The following is a 21,863-nucleotide window of genomic DNA, read 5'->3' on the forward strand; positions in this document are numbered from 1 at the left end:
CCGGATCCATGAGGCCGGCCCGGAGATTTCCGGGCCGGCCGCTTGTCGGCAGATGACGGATCATCTGCCGTTGTCAGTGCCTCTTCCCCGAGCAGCGGCGAGCAGGGCCCGCCGACAGGACTCAGTGGAACATGGCGCTGACGGATTCTTCATTGCTGACGCGACGGATCGCCTCGGCGATCAGGCCAGCGACTGTCAGCTGGCGGATCTTGCCGGAACGACGCGCGGCGTCGGACAGCGGGATGGTGTCGGCAACCACCACTTCGTCAAGGACGGAGTTGGTGATGTTGTCGACCGCCGGGCCGGACAGGATCGCGTGGGACGCATAGGCCACGACGCGGTTGGCGCCATGATCCTTGAGTGCCTCGCCCGCCTTGCACAGGGTGCCGGCGGTATCGATCATGTCATCGACCAGCACGCAGGTGCGGTCCTTGATATCACCGATGATGTTCATCACCTGGGCCTGGTTGGCCTGGGGACGACGCTTGTCGATGATGGCCAGCTCGCAGTTGAGCTGCTTGGCGATGGCACGGGCACGTACCACGCCGCCCACATCCGGGGAGACGACGATCAGGTTGTCATAGTTCTGACGTTCGATGTCGTCGAGCAGGATCGGTGAGCCGTAGACGTTGTCCACCGGCACATCGAAGAAGCCCTGGATCTGATCGGCATGCAGGTCCATGGTCATGACGCGATTGACGCCAGCCTTGACCATCATGTCCGCGACCACCTTCGCCGAGATCGGCACGCGAGCAGAGCGCACGCGGCGGTCCTGACGGGCGTAACCGAAGTAGGGAACGACCGCAGTGATACGCGCCGCAGACGCACGACGCAACGCGTCCACCATCAGGATCAGCTCCATCAGGTTGTCGTTGGTCGGTGCGCAGGTGGACTGCATGATGAAGACGTCCTTGCCGCGAACGTTTTCGTTGATTTCTACCGCAATCTCGCCATCGCTGAACTGACCGACGGTTGCATGGCCCAGGCGGGTATCGAGGGCTTCAGCTACCTTGCGGGCGAGAGCGGGATTGGCATTCCCCGCGAATACCATCAGTTTTGACACGCGCAGCCACCTTTGGAGTCTTGTGGGATCTCGGGAGTGGAGAATTCCGGGTTGACCGGGAACGGCCAGGATTGGCTGGGGTACCAGGATTCGAACCTGGGAATGTCGGTACCAGAAACCGGTGCCTTACCACTTGGCGATACCCCAGCAACGTTCACTTCAACCAGTTGCTGTGCTCAGGCCGAAGCCAGAGCGGCATGAAGAGGGGAGATATTGCAACCGCGTGCCGAGAAGGCGTGCCACATCGGGCGCTCGAGTTCGAGTCGACCCAGCACCTCGCTGGCCTGTCGTGCGTCGTCAAACGCACAGAACACACAGGCGCCGGTGCCCGTCAGTCTGGCGGTGCCGAACTGGTCCAGCCAGTCCAGGGCGTCGGCGACTGCCGGGTACAAAGTGCGCACCACGACTTCACAGTCGTTGCGGCCCCCCTGCAGTGCGCGCGCCATACTAATCGCGAGGCTGGAACGTGTCAATTGCGGGTGGCCGAACACGGCCGGTGTCGCGACCTCGACACCGGGGTGGATCACCACGAACCATGGGGTGTCCAGCGGGGCTGGCACCAGGCGTTCACCGATGCCTTCGGCCCAGGCGGCGAAGCCGCGCACGAACACCGGCACATCCGCGCCAAGCGACAGCCCGAGCTCGGCAAGGGCGTCTTCGCCAAGCTCGAGCCCCCAGAGTCTGTCCAGCGCCAGCAGGGTCGTGGCGGCGTCGCTGCTGCCGCCCCCCAGGCCGCCACCCATCGGCAGCACTTTCTCCAGCGTGATATCGACACCGGGCAATGCGGTGGGTGACGCGACCTTGCCCTGCGCGTGTGCGGCTTCTCGTAGCAGGCGCGCGGCGCGCACGATCAGGTTGGCCTCTTCGGGCACGCCTTCAATAGGCGGTGAGAGGCGGATGGCCTCATCGTCGCGCAGCGTGAAGCTGAGGCTGTCGCCGTGCTCGAGAAACTGGAACAGCGTCTGCAGCTCGTGATAGCCATCGGCACGCTGGCCCGTGATATGCAGCATGCGGTTGAGCTTGGCCGGTGCCGGCAGGGTGAGAGTCATGGTCGATGCGGATGCGGCTGTCGGGGTCGTCATGGAAGAAGGAGAAGGTGTCACGATCACAGCGCCTGCCACTGGTTGACGATGAGCGTGGCGGTGAGGTCGCCGTAGTAGAGCTTCATCTTGCGCGGCAGCCACAGGCCTTCGGCGCGGGTCCAATCCTGATAGTCCACTTCCCAGCCGTCCTGGTAGAGGATGGTCGGGAAGCCCAGCTCATCTGTCTCGATGTCATGCTCGCCTGCGGCCGGTACGCCGCGCACCCAGTTGTCGAGGGCACCCAGCGGCAATGACCAGCCCAGTTGCGCCAGCATCAGGCTCTCGGCATCCGGGGCCTCGAAGTCACCCTCGGAGGAGGAGAGGCGCACACCATCGGCGTCGCGCACCAGAGTCGTGCGCCCCGCGCCCAGCGGGCCGGTGATCAGCATGTGGTAGTCATCGCCGTCCTGCTGCCAGTCGAGGTTGGCGCTATGGCCTTCCTCGGGGGTGCGAATGCCGACCTTGCCTGCCAGCTGCCAGTGGGTCAGGGCGGCAAGTTGCGCGTCCTGTTGCTGCCAGTCACCGTCGCTGCGCGTCAGATCACCGGCATTGTCGCTGGCCATCTGGCTGGCGCAGCCGCTGAGTACCAGTGTCATGGCCAGCAGGGCTGGCCCGAGCAGGCGGCGTGCCTGGCCCAGCAGGGGGAGTGACAGGGGAGAAGTGATCATGACGCGAAGGCCTTCCGGATGGCGAGAAGATGAGTGACGGTGAGTGAGACTCCACTCACTGACGGGTCAGGATAATGGACTCGCCAGTGGGCAGAAAGTGCCGGGTAGCGTGGCAGTGCCCTTCAGGGCGCGTCGACGACCGGGCGCAGCTCGGGGATGTGCTGGAACAGGGCTTCGAGCTCGCTGGCTTCTTCGAAGCGCTCGCTCAGCTCTACCGCCAGGCCACGGGCTTCATCCTCGCGGCCCAGCGCCCATAGCACCTCGATGAGATGGGCGCCGATCTCGGCATCCTGCTGCTGGGCCCAGGCGGCTTCCAGTGGTGCCAGCGCATTGTCGAGGTCGTCGGTCAGATAGCGGCCCCAACCGAGGCTATCCAGAATGGCCGCGTCGTCGGGCGACAGCGCATGGGCGCGCTCGATCAAGGCCAGTGCTTCCTCGAGGCGGTCCGTCTCCACCAGCAGGGTGTAGCCGAGCGCGTTGTAGGCGCTGGCGTTGTCGGGTTCCAGCGCGATGACTTCCCGCAGGTCTTCTTCCATGCCGCCCAGCTGATCATCTTCCAGACGGCGGATGCCGCGCAGGAACAACAGGCTGCCCAGCTCGCTTTCCAGCGTGTTGCGCGTGTCGGCCTCCTGGGCGGCGATGGCTTGCGCAAGTGCCTTGCGGCGCGTGGTGATGCTGCTGCTGAGCAGGGCATCGGCTTCGGCATGCGCCTCCTGGGAGTCGAGCAGGTCGATCTCGAAGCTGAGCAGCGTCATGGCATGACGCGGATGGCGCAGGCGTTCCACGGCCAGGAACTGACGGGCCTCGTCCGTGCGCTCGTGTTCGACCAGCAACTGGGCGGCGCGGGCGCGGCTGGAAATGTAGCGCTCGCCGTCCGGCACCTGACGGTAGTAAAGGATGGCGTTGTCGACGTCGCCGCTGGACTCGGCGGCCAGCCCCAGCAGGGCGTAGGCGGCGTCCGGCACCGGGTCTTCATCAAGCAGCGGCAGCAGCAGGCGATGGGCGTCCTCGGGGGAATCGGCATCAAGATAGAGGCTGGCCAGCGCCAGGCGCAGGCGTGGCGCGTTGGGGTGGCGGGTGATGAGGCTGTCGATGCGTTCGCGTGCCGCGTCCAGATCGCCGCTGGCCAGTTCGGTCTGCGCGGCGCTCAGGATCAGGCGGCTGTCATCGGGAGCGATCTCAAGGCCTCGGGCCACCGCGCGCCGCGCCGCCTCGAGACGCCCTGCACTGCGTTCGATCTCGCTGCGCGCCAGCCATAGCTCCGCCAGTGTGGCGTGAGCACTTTCCAGGCGCACCAGGCGTGCACGCGCCGCTGTCTCATCGCCCAGCGCTGCCTCGAACAATGCCGCGGCAATCTCGGGCATCGGCTGCTCGGGATACTGGGCGATATGCGTCTCCAGCATCGCCAGCAGGGGTTCAAGCTCGGCACCGGCATCGATCGCCTGCTCGGCCAGGGTCGCCAGATTGCCATTGCCGCCACTGGCGGTGAGCATCAGGCGCTGCTCGAGTGCGGCCTGCCAGTCGCCTCGCTCGACCGCCAGGCGGGCGCGGATGATGCCGGGCTCGCTGGCGGACTCGTCGAGTTGCTGCCAGCGTTCGGCGGCGCGCTCCAGCAGGGCCGGGTTGTCGGCGAAACGAGCCGCGAGCACGGCGCGGCGCGCCAGTTCCGGGTCATCGAAGTGACGGCTGGCGGCCAGATAGCCATTGGCGGCGCGGGGGTAGTCCCCGCGCTGTCCGGCGAGTTCGGCGCTCAGCAGCTGATTGAGGCTGTCGGCATCGAGGCCCTGCTGGATGGGCGGCGCCGTGGCCAGCGGGTCGGGCTGCGCCATCAGGGGCGCGGAGTTGCTCATCGACTGACAGCCGGTCATGCCCAGCAGCAACCCGCCCACGACGCAGGACTTCCACCCGCCGCGTGGGCGACGGGGGGCATCAAGGGTGGTGTGCGCGTGCGGGGGGCTATGTTCAGCGGCAGTCGAAGCGTGCATGCAACCTCGCGTTTGTCAGTGGGGGCAGGATGAGGGAACGGGGCGGTCGAGCCGCAGGCCGGGTCATGCGCGCAGCGTGGCGCTGACGAAGGCGTCGTGTCTCGCAGCATAACGGCTGGCGGCGAGCGGGGATAGCGTTGCCGACGCGAGGAAGTGGCATGACCCACCGGATGCCTCGTATGCCGACAGATACGCCGCGCGGGCTGATAGCGATAGCCTGCCGGCATCATGGAAAATCCTCATCGGCTGCGACGTGCTGCGGGGTCGCGTGGTCCAGACGCTGTGGTAGAATGAGCGCGCTAATATTACGATCTCAGCCGCTTCGGCAGCCCTGTGTGCCTTTATGTCAGCCGCCTTTGTCCCCATTGAGTCGACAGGTGTAAAGGCACCGAGCCTGCGCGGATTACCTGCTGTCCTGGCCTTGGCCTCGCGGCAGGCCAGCACCGAGAGCCGCCTGACATTGACGCCGATTCCTGCCGGCCAGACCCTGACGACTGACTCCATGACCCTTCTTGCCCTTGGCATCAATCACCGCACCGCCGCCGTTGACGTGCGCGAGCGCGTTGCTTTCACGCCTGCGCAGCTCGATGCCGCGCTGGGCGAATTGAAGCGCTTGCCGGCGGTCTCCGAAGCGGCGGTGCTGTCGACCTGCAACCGTACCGAGCTCTACTGCGTGACCAGCGATGGCGCCAAGTCGGTGCTCGAGTGGCTGGGGCGTTTTCACCGCCTGCCGGTGGAGGAGCTGTCGCGTTGCAGCTATCAGCACCTGGGAGAAGAGGCGGTACGCCATCTGATCCGTGTCGCGGTGGGGCTGGACTCGATGGTGCTGGGCGAGCCGCAGATTCTGGGCCAGCTCAAGGACGCCTATCAGTTCGCGCGCAACTCGGTGGGGCTGGGCGGTGAGCTCGAGCAGCTCTTCCAGCATATCTTCCAGGTCGCCAAGCAGGTACGTACCGAGACCGGTATCGGCGAGAACCCCGTCTCGGTGGCCTACGCCGCCGTCAGCATGGCCAGCCACATCTTCGATGACTTCTCGCGGGCCAATGCCCTGTTGATCGGTGCTGGCGAGACCATCGAGCTCGTCGCGCGCCATCTCAAGGAAGCGGGCATCGCCAACCTGTGCATCGCCAACCGCACCGTATCGCGCGCCGAGCGTCTGGCCGATGAGCTGGGCGGGAGCGCCATCGGCCTGGAAGGCATTCCGCATGCCCTCGAGAATGCCGATATCGTGATAGCCTCCACCGCTTCCCAGCTGCCGATTCTCGGCAAGGGCATGGTGGAACGCGCGCTCAAGAAGCGCCGCTACAAGCCGGTGTTCATGGTCGACATCGCCGTGCCGCGCGATATCGAGCCGCAGGTCGGTGACCTCGACGACGTCTTCCTTTATACGGTCGATGATCTGCAGGAAGTGATCGACGAGAATCGTCGCCACCGTGAGCTGGCCGCTGCCCAGGCAGAAGAGCTGATTCGCCAGGGCGTCAACGCCTGGTTGCACCTCAAGCGGGTGCGCAGTGGCGGCGAAGTCATCAAGCGCTACCGCAGCCATGGCGAGCAACTGCGCGCCGAATGCGAGGCGCAGGCGCTGGCGGAGCTCGATCAGGGACGCGACCCCCAGGAAGTGGTCGCGCAGCTGGCACGCCAGCTGGCCAATCGCTTCATGCATCACCCGACGCTGGCACTGCGCCAGGCCTCGGGAGACGATCGCCAGGATATTCTTCAGACGGCCCAGACGCTTCTGCTCGCGCCGGCTGATTCATCACAGGACCCTTCATGAAAGACAGCCTCATCACCAAGCTCGACACCTTCCATGACCGCTTCGAGGAGATCTCCGCACTGTTGTCGGAGCCCGAAGTGATCGGGAACCAGGCCAGGTTCCGCGACCTGTCGCGGGAGTATGCCGAGCTTGAGCCATTGATCGAGGCATGGCGCCGCCATCGCGGCCTGAACGAAGACCGTGACGCCGCGCTGGCGATGGCGGAGGACAGTGATCCCGAGATGCGCGACATGGCGCGTGAGGAAGTCCGCGATACCGATGCGGCGCTCGAGACGCTGGAAGCCGAGATCACCCAGCTGCTGATTCCGCGTGACCCGGATGATGGTGCCAACGTCTTCCTCGAGGTGCGTGCCGGCACGGGCGGTGACGAGGCTGCGCTGTTCGCCGGTGACCTGTTCAAGATGTATTCGCGCTACGCCGAGCTCAAGGGCTGGAAGGTCGAGACCGTCAGCGCCAGCCACGGCGAGCACGGCGGCTTCAAGGAAGTCATCGCCCGCGTGAAGGGCGAGGGCGTCTACTCGCGCCTCAAGTTCGAGTCCGGCGCGCACCGCGTGCAGCGCGTGCCCGCCACCGAATCCCAGGGGCGTATCCATACCTCGGCCTGCACCGTGGCGGTGATGCCCGAGGCCGATGAAGTCGGTGACGTCGACATCAATCCGGCCGATCTGCGCGTGGATACCTATCGCAGCTCCGGTGCCGGTGGTCAGCACGTCAACACTACCGATTCCGCGATTCGCATCACCCACCTGCCCACCGGCGTGGTGGTGGAGTGTCAGGACGAGCGCAGCCAGCACAAGAACCGTGCGCGCGCCATGTCACTGCTGGCGGCGCGCCTCAAGCAGGCCGCGGTGGACACCCAGGCTCAGGCCACCTCCGATGCCCGTCGCAAGCTGGTCGGCTCGGGTGATCGCTCCGAACGCATCCGGACCTACAACTTCCCGCAGGGGCGTCTGACCGATCACCGCATCAACCTGACGCTCTACAAGCTCAATGAAGTGATCGCCGGCCAGCTGGACGAAGTGATCGAGCCGCTGGTGGTGGAATACCAGGCCGATCAGCTGACCGCACTGCAGGAGCAATAAGGTGAGAATCGATGTCACCCTGGCAGCCGCGACTGCCCGTCTGAGCGAGGCGGGCAGCGATTCTCCGCGTCTGGATGCCGAGCTGCTGCTGGGCGAGGTAATGGGACGAGAGCGCACCTGGTTCTACACCTGGGGCGATCGTGATCTCGAGAGCGAGGCCGGCGCCGAGGGCGTGGCACGTTTCGAGGCGCTGCTGGCGCGTCGCGCCGAGGGCCATCCCGTGGCGCATCTGCTCGGGCGGCGTGAGTTCTATGGCCTGACGCTGGCCTGTTCGCCGGCCACGCTGATTCCGCGCCCGGACACCGAGGTGATGGTGGAGTGCGCGCTGGAACTGGCCGAGGCCACCAGCGGCAAGCTGCTGGATCTCGGCACCGGCACCGGCGCCATCGCGCTGGCCTTTGCGCGTCATCGCCCGCAGTGGCAGGTGTTGGGGGTCGATCTCATCGAGGAAGCCGTGCAGCTTGCCCGCGGCAATGCCGAGCGTCTGGCGATCGCCAATGCGGAATTCCGCCAAAGTGACTGGTTCAGTGCCGTCACCGAGAGCGGCTTTGCGCTGATTACCGCCAACCCCCCTTATCTGGCCGATGATGACCCGCATCTCGCGCTGGGCGATGTGCGCTTCGAGCCTCGCTCGGCGCTGGTCGCGGCCGAGGCAGGGCTGGCGGACTTCCTGCATCTGATCGCCACTGCGCCGCAGCACCTGGCCGCAGGCGGCCACCTGATGCTGGAGCATGGTCTCACCCAGGGCAATGAAGTGCGCGAGGCACTGTGTGCCGGCGGCTTCATCGACGTCGAGACCCTGGAAGACCTGGGCGGGCGCGAACGCATCACGCTGGGCAAGCTGGCCTGATGCTCTCCGGGCACCGTCTAGTGGTGCCCGTGCGTGCTCCCCGCTGACATCCTCGCGCATGGCACCCCTGTAGTGCATTCCACCGTTTTCAGTGGAGTCTGCGTGGAATCCTCGTCACAGTACCGCCAGTGAAGGCGTATCCCCTGTTGGCCGGGTATGATAGTAATGAACCTGCATGATTGGCATGGTCATCTGATAACCCCCTTGTTATCCGACGGCCTGACTGCACGGAAGCCAGGAGCACGGATGATCCTGCTGCAAGTCACCCTGCTGGGAAAACTATTACAATGAAAGCAAAATCACGCTCTCTGGACCGCATCGACCTCAAGATTCTGCGTTGCCTGCAAGAGAATGCCCGTATCTCCTATGTCGACCTCGCCTCGGAAGTCGGCCTTTCCACCACGCCGTGCCTGGAGCGCGTCAAGCGCCTCGAGCGTGCCGGCGTCATCCGCGGTTACAAGGCGGTACTCGACCCCAAGGCGCTCAAGGCCAATCTGTTGGTCTTCGTCGAGATCAGTCTCGAGACGCAGTCGCCGTCGGTGTTCGATGAGTTCCGCCGCGCCGTCTCCAAGCTGCCGCAGATCCAGGAATGTCATCTGGTCTCCGGTCAGTTCGACTACATCCTCAAGTGCCGGATTCCGGAAATGTCCGCCTATCGTCAGCTGCTCGGCGATGTGGTGCTGACGCTGCCCGGCGTCAAGGAATCCAAGAGTTATGTGGTGATGGAAGAGGTCAAGGAGCAGTTCTCGCTGCATGTGCCCGATATCGAGGAGCTGGATGCCAAGTAATGGCAAGCCCTGCTGTTGCCAGGCAGGGCTCATGGCTTCTCACTTCATTTACCGATAGGCGGCTTTTCTCCCATGCAAGATTCGCAATTGCTGCGCTACTCGCGCCAGATCCTGCTCCCTCAGGTCGACATCGCCGGGCAGCAGCGCCTGTTGGCGGCGCGGGTTCTGGTGATCGGGGCGGGTGGTCTGGGCTGCCCGGCAGCGCTCTATCTGGCAGCCGCGGGCATCGGCACCCTGGTGGTGGCCGATGATGACCACGTCGAGCTGTCCAATCTGCAGCGCCAGATCGCCCATGGTGACGCCGACATCGATCAGCCCAAGGCGCAATCACTCGCCGCCTCGCTGTTGGCGATCAATCCCGATACCGAGGTGATCGCATTGGCTGAGCGTCTCGAGGGTGAGGCACTTGCCGAGCAGGTGGCCGCCGCAGACGTGGTGCTCGATTGCACCGATCGCTTCAGCTCGCGCTTCCCGATCAACGCCGCCTGCGTGGCAGCGGGCACCCCGCTGGTGTCCGGCGCCGCGATACGCTTCTCCGGCCAGCTGGCGGTGTTCGATCGCCGTGAGCCACAGGCGCCGTGTTATGGCTGTCTGTACCCGCCGGATGAGCTGGGCGATGAAGAGCTGACCTGTGCCGAGAGCGGGGTCATCGCGCCGCTGGTCGGCATCATCGGCGCCTTCCAGGCGCTGGAAGCGCTCAAGCTGATCAGCGGTGCCGGCAGCGTGCATCGCGGCCTGGCCACCTTCGATGGCCTGAGCGGTGAATGGCGGCGCATGGGCCTCAAGCGCGACCCCGGCTGCCAGGTGTGTGGTCAAGCGTCATGATGTAGCCGGTCAAATCGACGGCATATCTCCAAGTCGCATGTCTTCAGGACAGCATATCTTTAAAAAGCCCCGCAGCCTTTCTGGCTGGCGGGGCTTTTTTGTCGCATGTTGTGGTGGAGCGGCCGGCGCTGCGCATGCTGGGTGTGCGCACCACCAGGGTGCGCCAATGCCGTGGGGTGTTGAAGATTTCTCCCATGCAGCGCAATCAACATGCAGCATTCCAGCGAAACGTGTGGTAAATATCGAAAATATTCCAGTCGATGGTGAATAAACTCAACAAGAGCGGATGAGGAGGTGCATGGGCGGCTTCAGATCAGGCACGCAGAGCGAGTGTGCTGGCTCGTATTCCTACTACCAGGACAGCCAGCGTGTGACGCTTGACCCATGCCCGCCTCTAGCTGGTGAGCAGCGTGCCGATGTTTGCGTGATCGGCGGCGGTGTCACGGGCTGCTCCGCTGCGCTGCATCTCGCCGAGCGTGGCTATTCGGTCATTCTGCTGGAAGCGCAGACCATCGGTTTCGGGGCCTCCGGGCGCAGTGGCGGCCAGATCCTGCCGGGGCTCGGCACCGATATCGCGACGGTCGAGAAGGCGCTGGGGCGCGAGCAGGCACGCGCCATCTGGGAGATGAGCCGCGAGTCCGTGCGCCTGACCGCCGAGCTGGTCGCCCGGCATCAGATTCCCTGCGATTTCACCCAGGGCTATCTGCATGCCGCGGTCAAGTCGCGTCATGTGCGCGAACTGCAGGAGTTCCAGGCGCGCATGGCACGCGATTACGACTATCACGCGCTGCAGTGGCTGCAGGGCGATGCGCTGCGCGAGCGGGTCGTCACCGACGCCTATCCGGGCGCGTTGCATGATGGTGAGGGGGGGCATCTGCATCCGCTCAACTATACCCTCGGACTTGCGCGAGCTGCCCAGCAGGCCGGCGTCACGCTCTGCGAACAGAGCCGGGTGCGTCAGCTCGACCACGGCCGGAGCGGCGATACACCCGATGGCACCTCACGGCGTGCTCGTATCCAAACCGAGCATGGCTGCGTGAGCGCCGAATTCGTGGTCGTGGCCACCAATGCCTACCTCAATGGCCTCGTCGCCTCGCTGGAAGAGCGCATCATGCGCGTCGCCAATTACATCGTCGCCACCGAACCGCTCAGCGAGGCTCAGGTCGCGCAGGTCCTGCCGCAGGATGACGCGCTTTCCGATGCCAACTTCGTGCTCGACTACTACAGTCTTTCTGCCGACAGGCGCCTGCTGTATGGCGGTGAGGTGAGCTATACCGGTCAGGAGCCGCGTGGCCTCAAGGCGCGCATGGACAGCAAGATTCGCCGCCTGTTTCCGGTGCTCGATGGCGTGGCGATCGATTACCGCTGGGGCGGTGACGTGGCCATCACCATGAACCGCGCGCCGGACTTCGGGCGTCTCGCGCCGAATGTCTATTACGCCCAGGGCTACTCGGGACATGGCATGTCGCTTGCAGGATTGGCGGGCAAGCTGGTCGCCGAGACCATCGCCGGTCAGGCAGAACGTTTCGATATCTTTGCCGCCATGCCGCACCGTCCCTTCGTGGGCGGGCGCTGGCTGCGAACTCCTCTGCTGGTCCTGGCGACCAGCTTCTACACGTTGCGTGATCGGCTCTAGGCCGAGGCCATGATGAAGGTGCTGCACATTTGACATTGTTGAACATCCCGACAGCCCAAGAGCTGGAAACGACTGGTGAGTAATCGCAAGGGAGGCGCGATGAGCGCGGTGGATGGCAAGGACGCTGGTACGCCCGAGCAGCACACGACGAGAAAGCCTGCCGCCGCGCGGGCGCCTGGCGGCACGCACGCCAGCGATAGCGTCAGTGAGCATGTCGGTGAGAGCTTCGACGATAACGCCGGTGAGAACCTTGGCGATACCGTCAATGAGAGCGTCGGCGAGAGCCACGGCGCGAAGGCGGATCAGCCCGCGCTGCCGCGACGCGCGGCATCCTCCATCCAGCTCAAGGGGCTGCACAAGCGCTTCGGCAATGAGGTGGCGGCGCTGGATGGCGTTGACCTGAGCATCCAGCCCGGCGAGTTCTTCACGCTGCTGGGGCCTTCGGGCTGTGGCAAGACGACACTGTTGCGGATTCTGGCCGGTCTCGAGGCGCTGGATGAAGGTCAGGTGGTGATCGGCGGACGGGATGTCACCGAGGTGCCGCCGCATCAGCGCAGCGTCAACACGGTCTTCCAGTCCTATGCGCTGTTTCCGCATCTGTCGGTGCGCGACAACCTGGCATTCGGCCTGAAGATGCGCGGTGTCGCCCCCCGGGAGCGCGAGGCCAGGGTTGCCGAGATGGCGGAGTTCATCAAGCTGGGCAGCCTGATCGATCGCCGGGTCGACCAGCTCTCCGGTGGTCAGCGTCAGCGCATCGCGCTGGCGCGGGCGCTGGTCTGCGAGCCGGATGTGCTGCTGCTGGATGAGCCGCTGTCGGCGCTGGATGCCGGCCTGCGCAGCCAGATCCAGATCGAGCTGCTGCGCCTGCAGAAGCGCCTGGGCATGACCTTCGTCTTCGTTACCCATGATCAGCAGGAAGCGATGGTGATGTCGGACCGCATTGCGGTGCTCGACAGCGGCAGCCTCCAGCAGGTGGGCTCGCCGCGTGAGATCTACGAGCGTCCGGCCAATGCCTTCGTGGCGCGCTTCATGGGCCATGCCAATCTGTTCGACGTCACGGCTCGCGATGACAGCCGCAGTGACGCCATCCGACTGACCACGCCGCTGGGCGTACTGACCGCACAGGCGCCGGGCACTGGCAGTCTGCTGCTGTTGCGTCCCGAGACGCTGGACCTGCGCCGGCGACCCGCCAGCGAGTTCGAGCGTCACGACGTGCTGGAGAACCACTTGCCGGGCCGAGTGCAGGAGCGACTCTACCGCGGCAGCCACGCCGAATATCGTGTCGAGGTAGCGGGTGTCAGCGTGCAGGTGGTGGTCAACAACCGGGGTGGCCAGTTGCCGGAAGTCGGCGACCAGGTCGATGTGGTGGTCGCCGCGCAAGACCTGATCACGCTGGGGGAATGACGATGGCCTATCACGCAACCCTGGCCACTGCGCGCAGCCGCGCGGTGGTCGCCGAGTCACGCCACCTGTTGCTGACGGTCGCGCCCGGTGCACTGTGGATCATCGTCTTTCTGGTGCTGCCCAGTCTCTATCTGATGAGCGTGGCCTTCATGACCAACGGCCCCTATGGGCTGCCGGAAATGCCGTTGTCATTGACCTCGTTTCAGCAGCTGGCCGGACAGGGCTTTCTCGGCTGGAGCCCGGGCAACCTGATGACGCTGGGGCGCTCGCTGTGGCAGACCGTGCTTTCCACTGTGCTGGTGGTGCTGGTGGCCTATCCGATCGCCTATTACATCTCGCAGGCAGACCAGCGCTGGCGGCCGATCATGCTGTTGGCGATAGTGGTGCCGTCCTGGACCAATCAGGTCATTCGCACCTTCGGCTGGATGAATCTGCTGGCGCCGGGCACGCCGCTGGCGGAGCTGGCAGAAGCCATGGGCATGATCGCGCCCAACATGGGGCTCTATCCGTCCAATTTCGCGGTCACTCTGGGGCTGGTCTACAACTTCCTGCCGTTCATGGTGCTGCCGCTGTACGCCGCCTTCGAGAAGTTGAATCTTTCACTGGTGGAGGCGGCGCAGGACCTCTACGCCTCGCCGCTCAAGGCCTTCTGGCACGCGGTCTTCCCCCAGACGCTGCCGGGGCTGTTGGCGGGTGTCGTGCTGGTGGCGATTCCGGCCTTCGGCATGTACGTGATTCCGGAGCTGCTGGGCGGCGGCAAGGGCATGATGCTGGGCAATCTGGTCGCCAATCAGTTCGCTGGCAGCGCCAACTGGCCGCTGGGGGCGGCGGGCGCGATCCTGATGCTGATCGCCACTTTCATTGGTCTCTACGCCATGCGCCGCATCGGCAAGCGGCTGGGCGGCGGTGAAGAGGTGGTGATATGAGGCGCGGTGGTTTTCACAAGGGATTGCGGGGCTTCTGGTGGCTGACGCTCGGTTTTCTGTATCTGCCGCTGATCGTGGTGATGCTGTTTTCCTTCAATGCCTCCAACAGTGCCGCCAGCTTCACTGGCGTGTCACTGCGCTGGTATCGGCGCCTGCTGGGCAATGACGCGATTCTGTCGGCGCTGGGCAATTCGCTGCTGCTGGCGGTGGTGTCGTCATTGCTGGCGCTGATGATCGGCACGCTGATCGGGTATGGCATGTATCGCCATCGTCACCGCAAGCTGGGCTGGCTGATCGTGCTGATCTATCTGCCCATCGTGCTGCCGGACATCGTGTTCGGGATCTCGGAAATGACCTTCTTCGTCAAGATCAATGAGCTGACCGGTCTGCTGTCGCCGGGACTGGCCACCATGACCATCGCACACGTCACCTTCCAGGTGCCGTTCGTGGCGTTGATCGTCTACTCGCGCTTCATCGGGCTGGACCCGACGCTGTTCGAGGCGGCCAAGGACCTCTACGCGACACCGCGGCAGCGCGTGCAGTTCTTCATGTTGCCGACACTCAAGCCGGCATTGATCTCGGGCTTCCTGCTTTCCTTCACGCTGTCGCTGGATGATTTCGTGATCAGTTTCTTCACCGCCGGACCGGAGAGCGCCACCTTGCCCATCTACATCTGGAGCGCGATACGCAAGGGCGTGACGCCCGAAATCAATGCCATCGCCACATTGATGATGGCGGCGGTCGCCCTGGCGGCGCTCATGAGTCTGGTGCTGTCGCGCCGGCGCGCGGCGTCGTGAGCATACGCAATATCCACAGGCGGTCTGACACTGCTGTCCTTGCCGACGTCGGGCCTGATCATTAATCACGCACGTCCCATCACTTCTCAAGCACGTTGAGCGGAGCATCACAATGACAAACAACACGCTGCGTTTCGCTGTCGCCATCGGCAGTCTGCTGCTGGCAGGTGCCGTCCAGGCCGAAGACAAGAAGCTGTATCTCTTCAACTGGACCCAGTACATGGACCCGGAAATCATCACCGCCTTCGAGGAGAAGTTCGGTGTCGAGGTAGTCGAGAACTACTACAACTCGCTGCCGGAAATGCTGGCCAAGCTCAACGCGGGCGGCGTCTCCCAGTACGACATCATCGTGCCGTCCAACTATTACGTGCCGCGTCTGATCGAAACCGGCCTGGTGCAGAAGATCGACAAGGCCAAGGTCCCGAACCTGGCCAATGTCGCCGAGCAGTTCAGTGACCCGAATTTCGATCCGGGCGCCGAATATACCGCTCCCTATCAGTGGGGCGTGACGGGACTGGTCTACAACGCCAGCACCTTCAAAGAGGCGCCCAAGAGCTGGTCCTTGCTGTTTGATCCCGCCGTCAATGGCGATTACCCCTTCAGCCTGATGGGCGATGGTCAGGTCAGCATGGGGTCTGCCTGTGCCTATCTCGGGCACGGCTACGACTGCACCGACCTGGATGACTGGCGCGAAGCCGCCAGGCTACTGATCGAGACCAAGCACCGCGACAACTTCAGCGGCTTCTCCGATGGCACGCCGGCGCTTCAGCAGCTGGCGCGCAAGGTCACCCATGGCGCGTTGTCCTACAACGGCGACTACCTGTTCTATCTGGAGGAAAACCCGGAGTCCTTCGCTGACATCAAGTTCGTCATTCCTGACGAAGGTGCCGAGAAGTGGGTGGATTCGATGATGATTCCGGCCAAGGCACCGCACCCGGAGCTGGCGAACGCCTTCATCAACTTCATTCTGGATGCCAAGGTCGGCGCGCAGCTCTCCAACTACAACTACTACGCCAGCCCCAACGCCGCCGCGGCGCCGTATCTGGATGAGGTACTGACTCAGCCACCGATTCAGCCCTCTGAGGATGACATGGCGCGCCTGCGTTTCTCACCGAGTCTCTCCGGCCAACAACTGCAGGTATTTCAGCAACTGTGGTCTGAGGTGCAGTCGCGCTGAACCGAGGGAGCTCTGAACCGAAGGAGCTCTGATTGATGTCTGAGTCGAAGCCACGCATGGAGCATCACGATGACAACTGACACGCTGCGTTTCGCTGCGGCCATCGCCAGCCTGTTGCTGGCCGGTGGCGTCCAGGCTGAAGACAGGAAGCTGTATCTCTTCAACTGGACCCAGTACATGGACCCGGAAATCATCACCGCCTTCGAGGAGAAGTTCGGCGTCGAGGTGGTCGAGAACTACTACAACTCGCAGCCGGAAATGGTCGCCAAGCTGAATGCCGGGGGTGTCTCCCAGTACGACATCATCGTGCCCTCCAGCTACTACGTACCGCGCCTGATCGAGATGGGCCTGGTACAGAAGCTCGACAAGGACAAGGTGCCGAATCTGGCCAATCTCGCCGAGCAGTTCCGTGATCCGGTGCTGGGGGAGGGGCTCGACTATGCCGCGCCCTATCAGTGGGGTGTCACCGGGCTTGTCTACAACGCCAGCACCTTCAAGGAAGCGCCCAAGAGCTGGTCGATGGTGTTTGATCCGACCGTCAATGATGCCTGGCCGTTCGGCTTGATGACCGGTGGTCAGGTCAGCATGGGCATCGCCTGCGCCTATCTCGGCCATGGCTATGACTGCACGGATCTCGACGACTGGCGCGAGGCCGCCAGGTTGCTGATCGAGACCAAGCATCGCGGCAATTTCAGTGGCTTCTCCGACGGCACGCCCGCACTTCAGCAGCTGGCGCGCAAGGTCACGCATGCCGGGCTGTCCTTCAATGGCGACTACCTGTTCTATCGTGAGGAAAATCCGGAGTCCTTCGCTGACATCAAGTTCGTCATCCCCGAAGAGGGCACCGAGAAGTGGGTGGATTCGATGATGATTCCCGCCAGGGCGCCGCACCCGGAGCTGGCGAATGCCTTCATCAACTTCATTCTCGATGCCCGGGTCGGCGCGCAGCTCTCCAACTACAACTACTACGCCAGCCCCAATGCCGCGGCAGAGCCGTATCTGGATGAGGTGCTGACTCAGCCACCGATTCAGCCCTCCGAAGAGGACATGGCGCGACTGCGTTTTTCACCGAGTCTCTCCGGCGAGCAGCTGCAGATATTCCAGCAGCTGTGGTCCGAGGTGAAGGCGCGCTGAGCGCTGGCAATCGGGTCTATCGAAGCAGGCTGCCGAGCGCGTGGCCTGCCCTGTAGCGTTCAAGGAAGGTGTCATGAAGTACGAACCCACTGGTCGCGAAGACGACGAAGCCGTGCTGCAGGAATGGTTCACGGCACATGGCATCACCGAGGTGGAATGTCTGGTCACCGACCTGACCGGCATTCTCAAGGGCAAGATCATGCCGGCGCGCAAGTACCTCAATGGTGGGCGACCGCGCCTGCCGGACTCCATCTTCATCCAGACCGTCACCGGCGGGTATCCGGATGATGAAGACAGCCGCTTCTGGAATCCGGCCGAGCAGGACATGCAGCTGATCCCGGATACCAGTGCCGTCTATCTGGTGCCATGGGCGGAAGACCCCACCGCGCAGATCATCCATGACTGCTATTACCTCAATGGTGATCCGGTTGAGCTGTCGCCGCGCTATGTGCTCAAGCGAGTGCTGGCGCTGTATGCCGCACGCGGCTGGAAGCCGGTGGTGGCCCCCGAAGCCGAGTTCTACCTCGTCAAGACCAACAAGGACTCCGACTATCCGCTGGAGCCGCCCATCGGGCGCAGCGGTCGTCAGGAGAGCAGCCGTCAGTCCTATTCCATCGATGCGGTCAATGAGTTCGATCCGCTCTTCGAGGAGATGTATGACTACTGCGAGGCCATGGGGCTGGATCTCGATACCCTGATCCATGAGGAGGGCGCCGGGCAGATGGAGGTCAATTTCGAGCATGGTGACCCGCTGGCGCTGGCCGATCAGGTCGTGATGTTCAAGCGCACGCTGCGCGAGACGGCATTGCGCCACGGCATGTACGGCACCTTCATGGCCAAGCCGATGGCCTATCAGCCGGGCAGCTCGATGCATATCCATCAGAGTCTGGTGGATGTCGCGACCGGCAGGAACCTGTTCGCGGATGATGAGGGGCGGGCCAGCACCCTGTTTCGCAACTTCATCGGCGGCTTGCAGACCTACATGCCGTCCGCGATGCCGTTCTTCGCGCCCAACGTCAATTCCTATCGCCGCCTGATGCGCAGCGAGACCAGTGGCTCCGCACCGATCAACGTGGAGTGGGGCTTTGACAACCGCACCGTCGGCTTGCGGGTGCCGGTGTCAGATGCCGAGGGGACGCGGGTCGAGAACCGTCTGGCCGGCGCCGACGCCAATCCCTATCTGGTGATGGCTGCCTCGCTGGCCTGCGGCTATCTGGGCATGATGGCGCAGATCGAGCCACGTCCGCCGGCCGTGGGCTCTGCCTGGGAGGGCGGCAACAGCCTGCCGGACGATATCGGGCCGGCACTGAATGCGCTGCACTCCTGCAAGCCGTTGGCGGATATTCTCGGCGAGCGCTTCGTGAAGAGCTATCTGGCCGTCAAGCGCGCCGAGCATCGTGAGTACTTCCAGGTCATCAGCTCGTGGGAGCGGGAGCACCTGCTGCTGCGTGTCTAGCCCTTCGGGACATGTCCTGTGTGTCTAGCACTGTGTATCTCACCCTGCGGGGCATGCCCATGAGGGAGCCGAGAGGTCGTGACAGTCGTCACGGCCTTTCGGCGTTTCAGGTGGTGCACTCTGTGTTGGCAGGTCGCTGCTTGTGGTGATTATTGCATATCAAAGTCGGCGTGATTGGCTCGATGATCCGTGATATCGTGCTTTTATGTTGATTAAAATAACCACAAGGAAATTGTCATGAGTGCCTCTCTGCCCCTGGAACATGCTGCCTCCTGGTATGCCGCCTCAGCCAATGCCGTGCCCGAACGGCCCCCGCTAGCGGGAGATGTCAGCTGTGATGTCTGCGTCGTCGGGGCTGGCTTCACCGGCATCTCGGCGGCGCTGCACCTGGCCGAGCAGGGCCTCAAGGTGATGGTGCTGGAGGCCGCTCGCGTGGGTTACGGCGCATCTGGTCGCAATGGCGGGCAGATCGTCAACAGCTACAGCCGCGACATGGATGTGATCGAGGAGCGTTTCGGCGCCCAGACGGCACGTGCGCTGGGCGACATGGCCTTTGAAGGCAACCGCATCATTCGTGAGCGTATCGCCGGTTATGGCATCGATTGTGACCTGCGCGAAGGCAATCTGTTTGCCGCCTGCAATGCGCGTCAGCTCAAGGGGCTCAAGGAGCACAAGGCGCTGTGGGAGCGCTATGGCAACACCAGCCTCGAATTGCTGGAAGGCGATGCCTACAAGCGTGAAGTGAGTGCCGAAGGCTATACGGGCGCGCTGGTCGATCACTCCGGTGGCCACATCCATCCGCTCAATCTGGTGTTGGGCGAAGCCGCAGTCTTCGAGTCACTGGGCGGCGTGATCTTCGAGCACAGCCCGCTGCTGAGTCTCGAGCATGGCAGCCCCGTCGTGCTCAAGACCGCGGGCGGCACCCTGCGGGCCGACCGCGTCGTAATGGCGGGCAATGCCTACCTCAACGGCGTGCTGCCGGAGCTTGAAGGCAAGTCGATGCCCTGTGGTACCCAGATCATCACCACCGAACCGCTGGCGGAGGATGTGGCGCGTAGTCTGCTGCCCAACAACATGGCGGTGGAAGACTGCAATTACCTGCTCGATTACTACCGCCTGACCCGTGACAACCGACTCATCTTCGGTGGCGGCGTCAATTATGGCGGCGAAGACCCCAGCAATATCGAAGCCTTGATTCGCCCCAAGATGCTCAAGGCCTTCCCGCAACTGGCCAACGTCAAGATCGACTACGCCTGGAGCGGTACCTTCCTGATGACGCTCAATCGTCTGCCCCAGTTCGGCGTGCTCAATGACAACGTCTACTACGCCCAGGGCTATTCCGGGCATGGCGTGACCTGCAGCCATCTGGCAGGGCGCTTGATCAGTGAGGTGATGACCGGCCGTGATGGCCGCTTCGATGCCTTCGCCGGCCTGCCGCACCTGCCGTTCCCCGGTGGCCGCATGCTGCGGGTGCCGCTGTCTGCCGTGGGTGCCTGGTACTACCAGACCCGCGACAAGCTCGGTATCTGATCAGCCTGTTCTCCAGAATGCCCCAAGCCGCCTTCCTTATCGGGAGGCGGCTTTTTCTATGGGCTGGAAAGTACGCCTGACCTGGCCCGAAACGCACTGCGCCCCGCCTTTGAAAGCGGGGCGCAGTGCATGTCTTGCCGATTCATGGCGTGAGTGTTGGGTCAGCCGGCGATCCAGAATCCCAACAGCAGGAAGCCTAGCGTCGTGACCAGCGCACCGATCAAGGTGTAGGGCAGTTGCGTCAGCGCATGCTGCATCGGCTGTACCCCGCAGCCCTGTGAGGACAGCACCGAAGAGTCCGAGAAGAAGCAGGCGTGGCTACCGAAGCTGGAGGCTGACAGCAGGGCACCGACGATCAGCGGCAGCGAGGCATCCATGTGCAGCGCGATGGGAATCACGATCGGGATCGAGATCACGAACACGCCCCAGGAGGAGCCGGTCGCGAAGACCACGACGGCCATGCTGACGAACACGATGGCCGGCAGGATCGCCGGAGTCAGATAGGGCGTCAGGCTCTCGATCATGAAGGTAGTCATGCCGAGCTGGTCATTGACCTCGCGCAGCACGAACCCGACCGCCACGATGGCCAGGGGCAGCATCATGGTGCGAAAGCCGTCCATCACCGCGTCCATCAGCGAGGAAAACGACACCAGGCGCTGGGCGAGATACAGCAGGATGGTGAACAGCGTAGCGACGATCACGCCCTTGAGCAGGTCGATCTCGAACCAGGCGCTTGCGCCGATCAGCACGGCCATTGGCAGCACGAAGTTCATCAGACCGATCCAGGGGCTGGACTGCGGCGCCTGGGCTTCCGGCAGGGGCTCCGGGGCGCCGTCAGGAATCGGCTGGCCGGCCTTGGCGCGTCGCTCGGCGGCCTTCATCGGGCCGATGTCCGGCATCAGGCCAATGGCGACCAGCATGGCCAGCGCCATCGCGATCCAGCCATACAGCATGTAGGGAATCGCCTGGATATAGAGCGACATGCCGCTTTCGGTGGCACCGCCTTCCTCGAGCAGTTGGGAGAAGTACACCGCCCAGGTCGAGAGGGGCACCAGAATGCAGATGGGGGCGGCAGTCGAGTCGACGATATAGGCCAGCTTCTCACGCGAGACCCCGAAGCGGTCCGTCAGGCGTTTCATCGCCGCCGGCGTCGCCAGGGCATTCAGATAGTCATCGATGAAGATGAGGATGCCGAGAATCACGGTGCCGATCAGCGACTGACGGCGTGTCTTGAGCAGGCGACCGATCATGTTGCTGAAACTCAGCGTGCACCCGGACTTCTCCATCATGGCGATGAAGCCGCCCATCAGCCCACAGACCAGAATCAGCCAGGCGATGGTCTCGTTCATCATCACGCCCAGCGAGATATCGGCCAGCTCTCCGATGTAGTCGTCAGGCTGCAGTATCAGCAGACCCGAGAGCGCGCCGATGGCCAGGGCTTCCAGGGTGCGATGGGTCGCGATGGCGACCACCAGCACGATCAGCGATGGCACGAGGCTGATCCAGCCGAACGGCGTGCCGGCCTCATGGGTAAAGGTGATGCCCAGCACCAGTGCCAGGATGACGCCGAACATGGCAATGCTGCGCCCCTTGCCACGGGCGCTGACGGAGGGAGCGAAGGGGTGTGGGGACGCTGGGGGGGACGGGAGAGACCTGATTCATGCCCGGGCCTCCCATGCAGCGAGG

Annotated in this window: 18 protein-coding genes and 1 tRNA gene; 13 read left to right on the plus strand and 6 right to left on the minus strand. The window is 63.8% G+C overall.

Going from position 1 to position 21,863, the window contains the following annotated elements:
* Nucleotides 1–121: 121 nt before the first annotated feature.
* The 5 genes from QD280_RS08995 to QD280_RS09015 all read right to left on the minus strand — a co-directional run bounded on the left by QD280_RS08995 (nt 122) and on the right by QD280_RS09015 (nt 4,798).
* On the minus strand, nt 122–1,063 hold the full coding sequence (locus QD280_RS08995) for a ribose-phosphate pyrophosphokinase (protein WP_172978614.1): 942 nt from the start codon (nt 1,061–1,063) through the stop codon (nt 122–124).
* A gap of 72 nt (nt 1,064–1,135) precedes the next feature.
* A tRNA-Gln gene (locus QD280_RS09000) sits at nt 1,136–1,210 on the minus strand.
* Between the two features lie 29 nt (nt 1,211–1,239).
* Nucleotides 1,240–2,112, minus strand: a complete 873-nt coding sequence (ispE, locus tag QD280_RS09005; protein WP_131431347.1) for a 4-(cytidine 5'-diphospho)-2-C-methyl-D-erythritol kinase — start codon at nt 2,110–2,112, stop codon at nt 1,240–1,242.
* Between the two features lie 56 nt (nt 2,113–2,168).
* Nucleotides 2,169–2,813 (minus strand): lipoprotein insertase outer membrane protein LolB, encoded by a 645-nt coding sequence (gene lolB / locus QD280_RS09010; protein WP_279831760.1) that lies wholly within the window; start codon nt 2,811–2,813, stop codon nt 2,169–2,171.
* Nucleotides 2,814–2,935: 122 nt separating this feature from the next.
* Nucleotides 2,936–4,798, minus strand: coding sequence for a tetratricopeptide repeat protein (locus tag QD280_RS09015; RefSeq protein ID WP_192838325.1), 1,863 nt, complete (start codon nt 4,796–4,798; stop codon nt 2,936–2,938).
* A 502-nt stretch (nt 4,799–5,300) separates the two neighbouring features.
* Between QD280_RS09015 and hemA the strand changes: the two genes are divergently transcribed.
* The 13 genes from hemA (at nt 5,301) to QD280_RS09080 (ending at nt 20,177) form a co-directional block, all read left to right on the plus strand.
* Nucleotides 5,301–6,572, plus strand: a complete 1,272-nt coding sequence (hemA, locus tag QD280_RS09020) for a glutamyl-tRNA reductase (RefSeq protein WP_192838326.1) — start codon at nt 5,301–5,303, stop codon at nt 6,570–6,572.
* The gene (gene prfA, locus QD280_RS09025; protein ID WP_043335881.1) at nt 6,569–7,654 is read left to right on the plus strand and encodes a peptide chain release factor 1; all 1,086 of its coding nucleotides are present in this window, start codon (nt 6,569–6,571) and stop codon (nt 7,652–7,654) included. The genes hemA and prfA overlap by 4 nt, the downstream gene beginning before the upstream one ends.
* A gap of 1 nt (nt 7,655) precedes the next feature.
* The gene (gene prmC / locus QD280_RS09030) at nt 7,656–8,504 is read left to right on the plus strand and encodes a peptide chain release factor N(5)-glutamine methyltransferase (protein WP_279838987.1); all 849 of its coding nucleotides are present in this window, start codon (nt 7,656–7,658) and stop codon (nt 8,502–8,504) included.
* Nucleotides 8,505–8,791: 287 nt separating this feature from the next.
* Nucleotides 8,792–9,292, plus strand: coding sequence for an Lrp/AsnC ligand binding domain-containing protein (locus QD280_RS09035; RefSeq protein ID WP_043335877.1), 501 nt, complete (start codon nt 8,792–8,794; stop codon nt 9,290–9,292).
* A 72-nt stretch (nt 9,293–9,364) separates the two neighbouring features.
* Nucleotides 9,365–10,117, plus strand: coding sequence for a molybdopterin-synthase adenylyltransferase MoeB (moeB, locus tag QD280_RS09040; RefSeq protein WP_279838988.1), 753 nt, complete (start codon nt 9,365–9,367; stop codon nt 10,115–10,117).
* 298 nt (nt 10,118–10,415) lie between these two features.
* Complete coding sequence (locus QD280_RS09045; RefSeq protein ID WP_279838990.1) at nt 10,416–11,753, plus strand: FAD-binding oxidoreductase; 1,338 nt, start codon at nt 10,416–10,418, stop codon at nt 11,751–11,753.
* Between the two features lie 75 nt (nt 11,754–11,828).
* Nucleotides 11,829–13,157: an ABC transporter ATP-binding protein gene (locus tag QD280_RS09050; protein ID WP_279838991.1), complete on the plus strand. Its 1,329-nt coding sequence runs from the start codon at nt 11,829–11,831 to the stop codon at nt 13,155–13,157.
* Nucleotides 13,158–13,159: 2 nt separating this feature from the next.
* Entirely contained in the window at nt 13,160–14,083 is a 924-nt protein-coding gene (locus QD280_RS09055) for an ABC transporter permease (RefSeq protein WP_279838993.1), read from the plus strand.
* On the plus strand, nt 14,080–14,880 hold the full coding sequence (locus QD280_RS09060; RefSeq protein WP_279838994.1) for an ABC transporter permease: 801 nt from the start codon (nt 14,080–14,082) through the stop codon (nt 14,878–14,880). The genes QD280_RS09055 and QD280_RS09060 overlap by 4 nt, the downstream gene beginning before the upstream one ends.
* A gap of 112 nt (nt 14,881–14,992) precedes the next feature.
* Nucleotides 14,993–16,057: a spermidine/putrescine ABC transporter substrate-binding protein gene (locus tag QD280_RS09065; RefSeq protein WP_279838995.1), complete on the plus strand. Its 1,065-nt coding sequence runs from the start codon at nt 14,993–14,995 to the stop codon at nt 16,055–16,057.
* Nucleotides 16,058–16,126: 69 nt separating this feature from the next.
* Nucleotides 16,127–17,191, plus strand: coding sequence for a spermidine/putrescine ABC transporter substrate-binding protein (locus QD280_RS09070; protein WP_192838332.1), 1,065 nt, complete (start codon nt 16,127–16,129; stop codon nt 17,189–17,191).
* A gap of 73 nt (nt 17,192–17,264) precedes the next feature.
* Nucleotides 17,265–18,647 (plus strand): glutamine synthetase family protein, encoded by a 1,383-nt coding sequence (locus QD280_RS09075; RefSeq protein ID WP_052384404.1) that lies wholly within the window; start codon nt 17,265–17,267, stop codon nt 18,645–18,647.
* A gap of 237 nt (nt 18,648–18,884) precedes the next feature.
* Entirely contained in the window at nt 18,885–20,177 is a 1,293-nt protein-coding gene (locus tag QD280_RS09080; RefSeq protein WP_279838997.1) for an FAD-binding oxidoreductase, read from the plus strand.
* A gap of 161 nt (nt 20,178–20,338) precedes the next feature.
* On the opposite strand, the gene QD280_RS09085 is transcribed toward QD280_RS09080, so the two are convergent.
* On the minus strand, nt 20,339–21,751 hold the full coding sequence (locus QD280_RS09085; RefSeq protein WP_279838998.1) for a Na+/H+ antiporter NhaC family protein: 1,413 nt from the start codon (nt 21,749–21,751) through the stop codon (nt 20,339–20,341).
* Between the last annotated feature and the right edge of the window lie 112 nt (nt 21,752–21,863).

Origin of the sequence: Cobetia sp. 1AS1 (assembly GCF_029846435.1) — a bacterium.
Taxonomy (GTDB): Bacteria; Pseudomonadota; Gammaproteobacteria; order Pseudomonadales; family Halomonadaceae; genus Cobetia; species Cobetia amphilecti.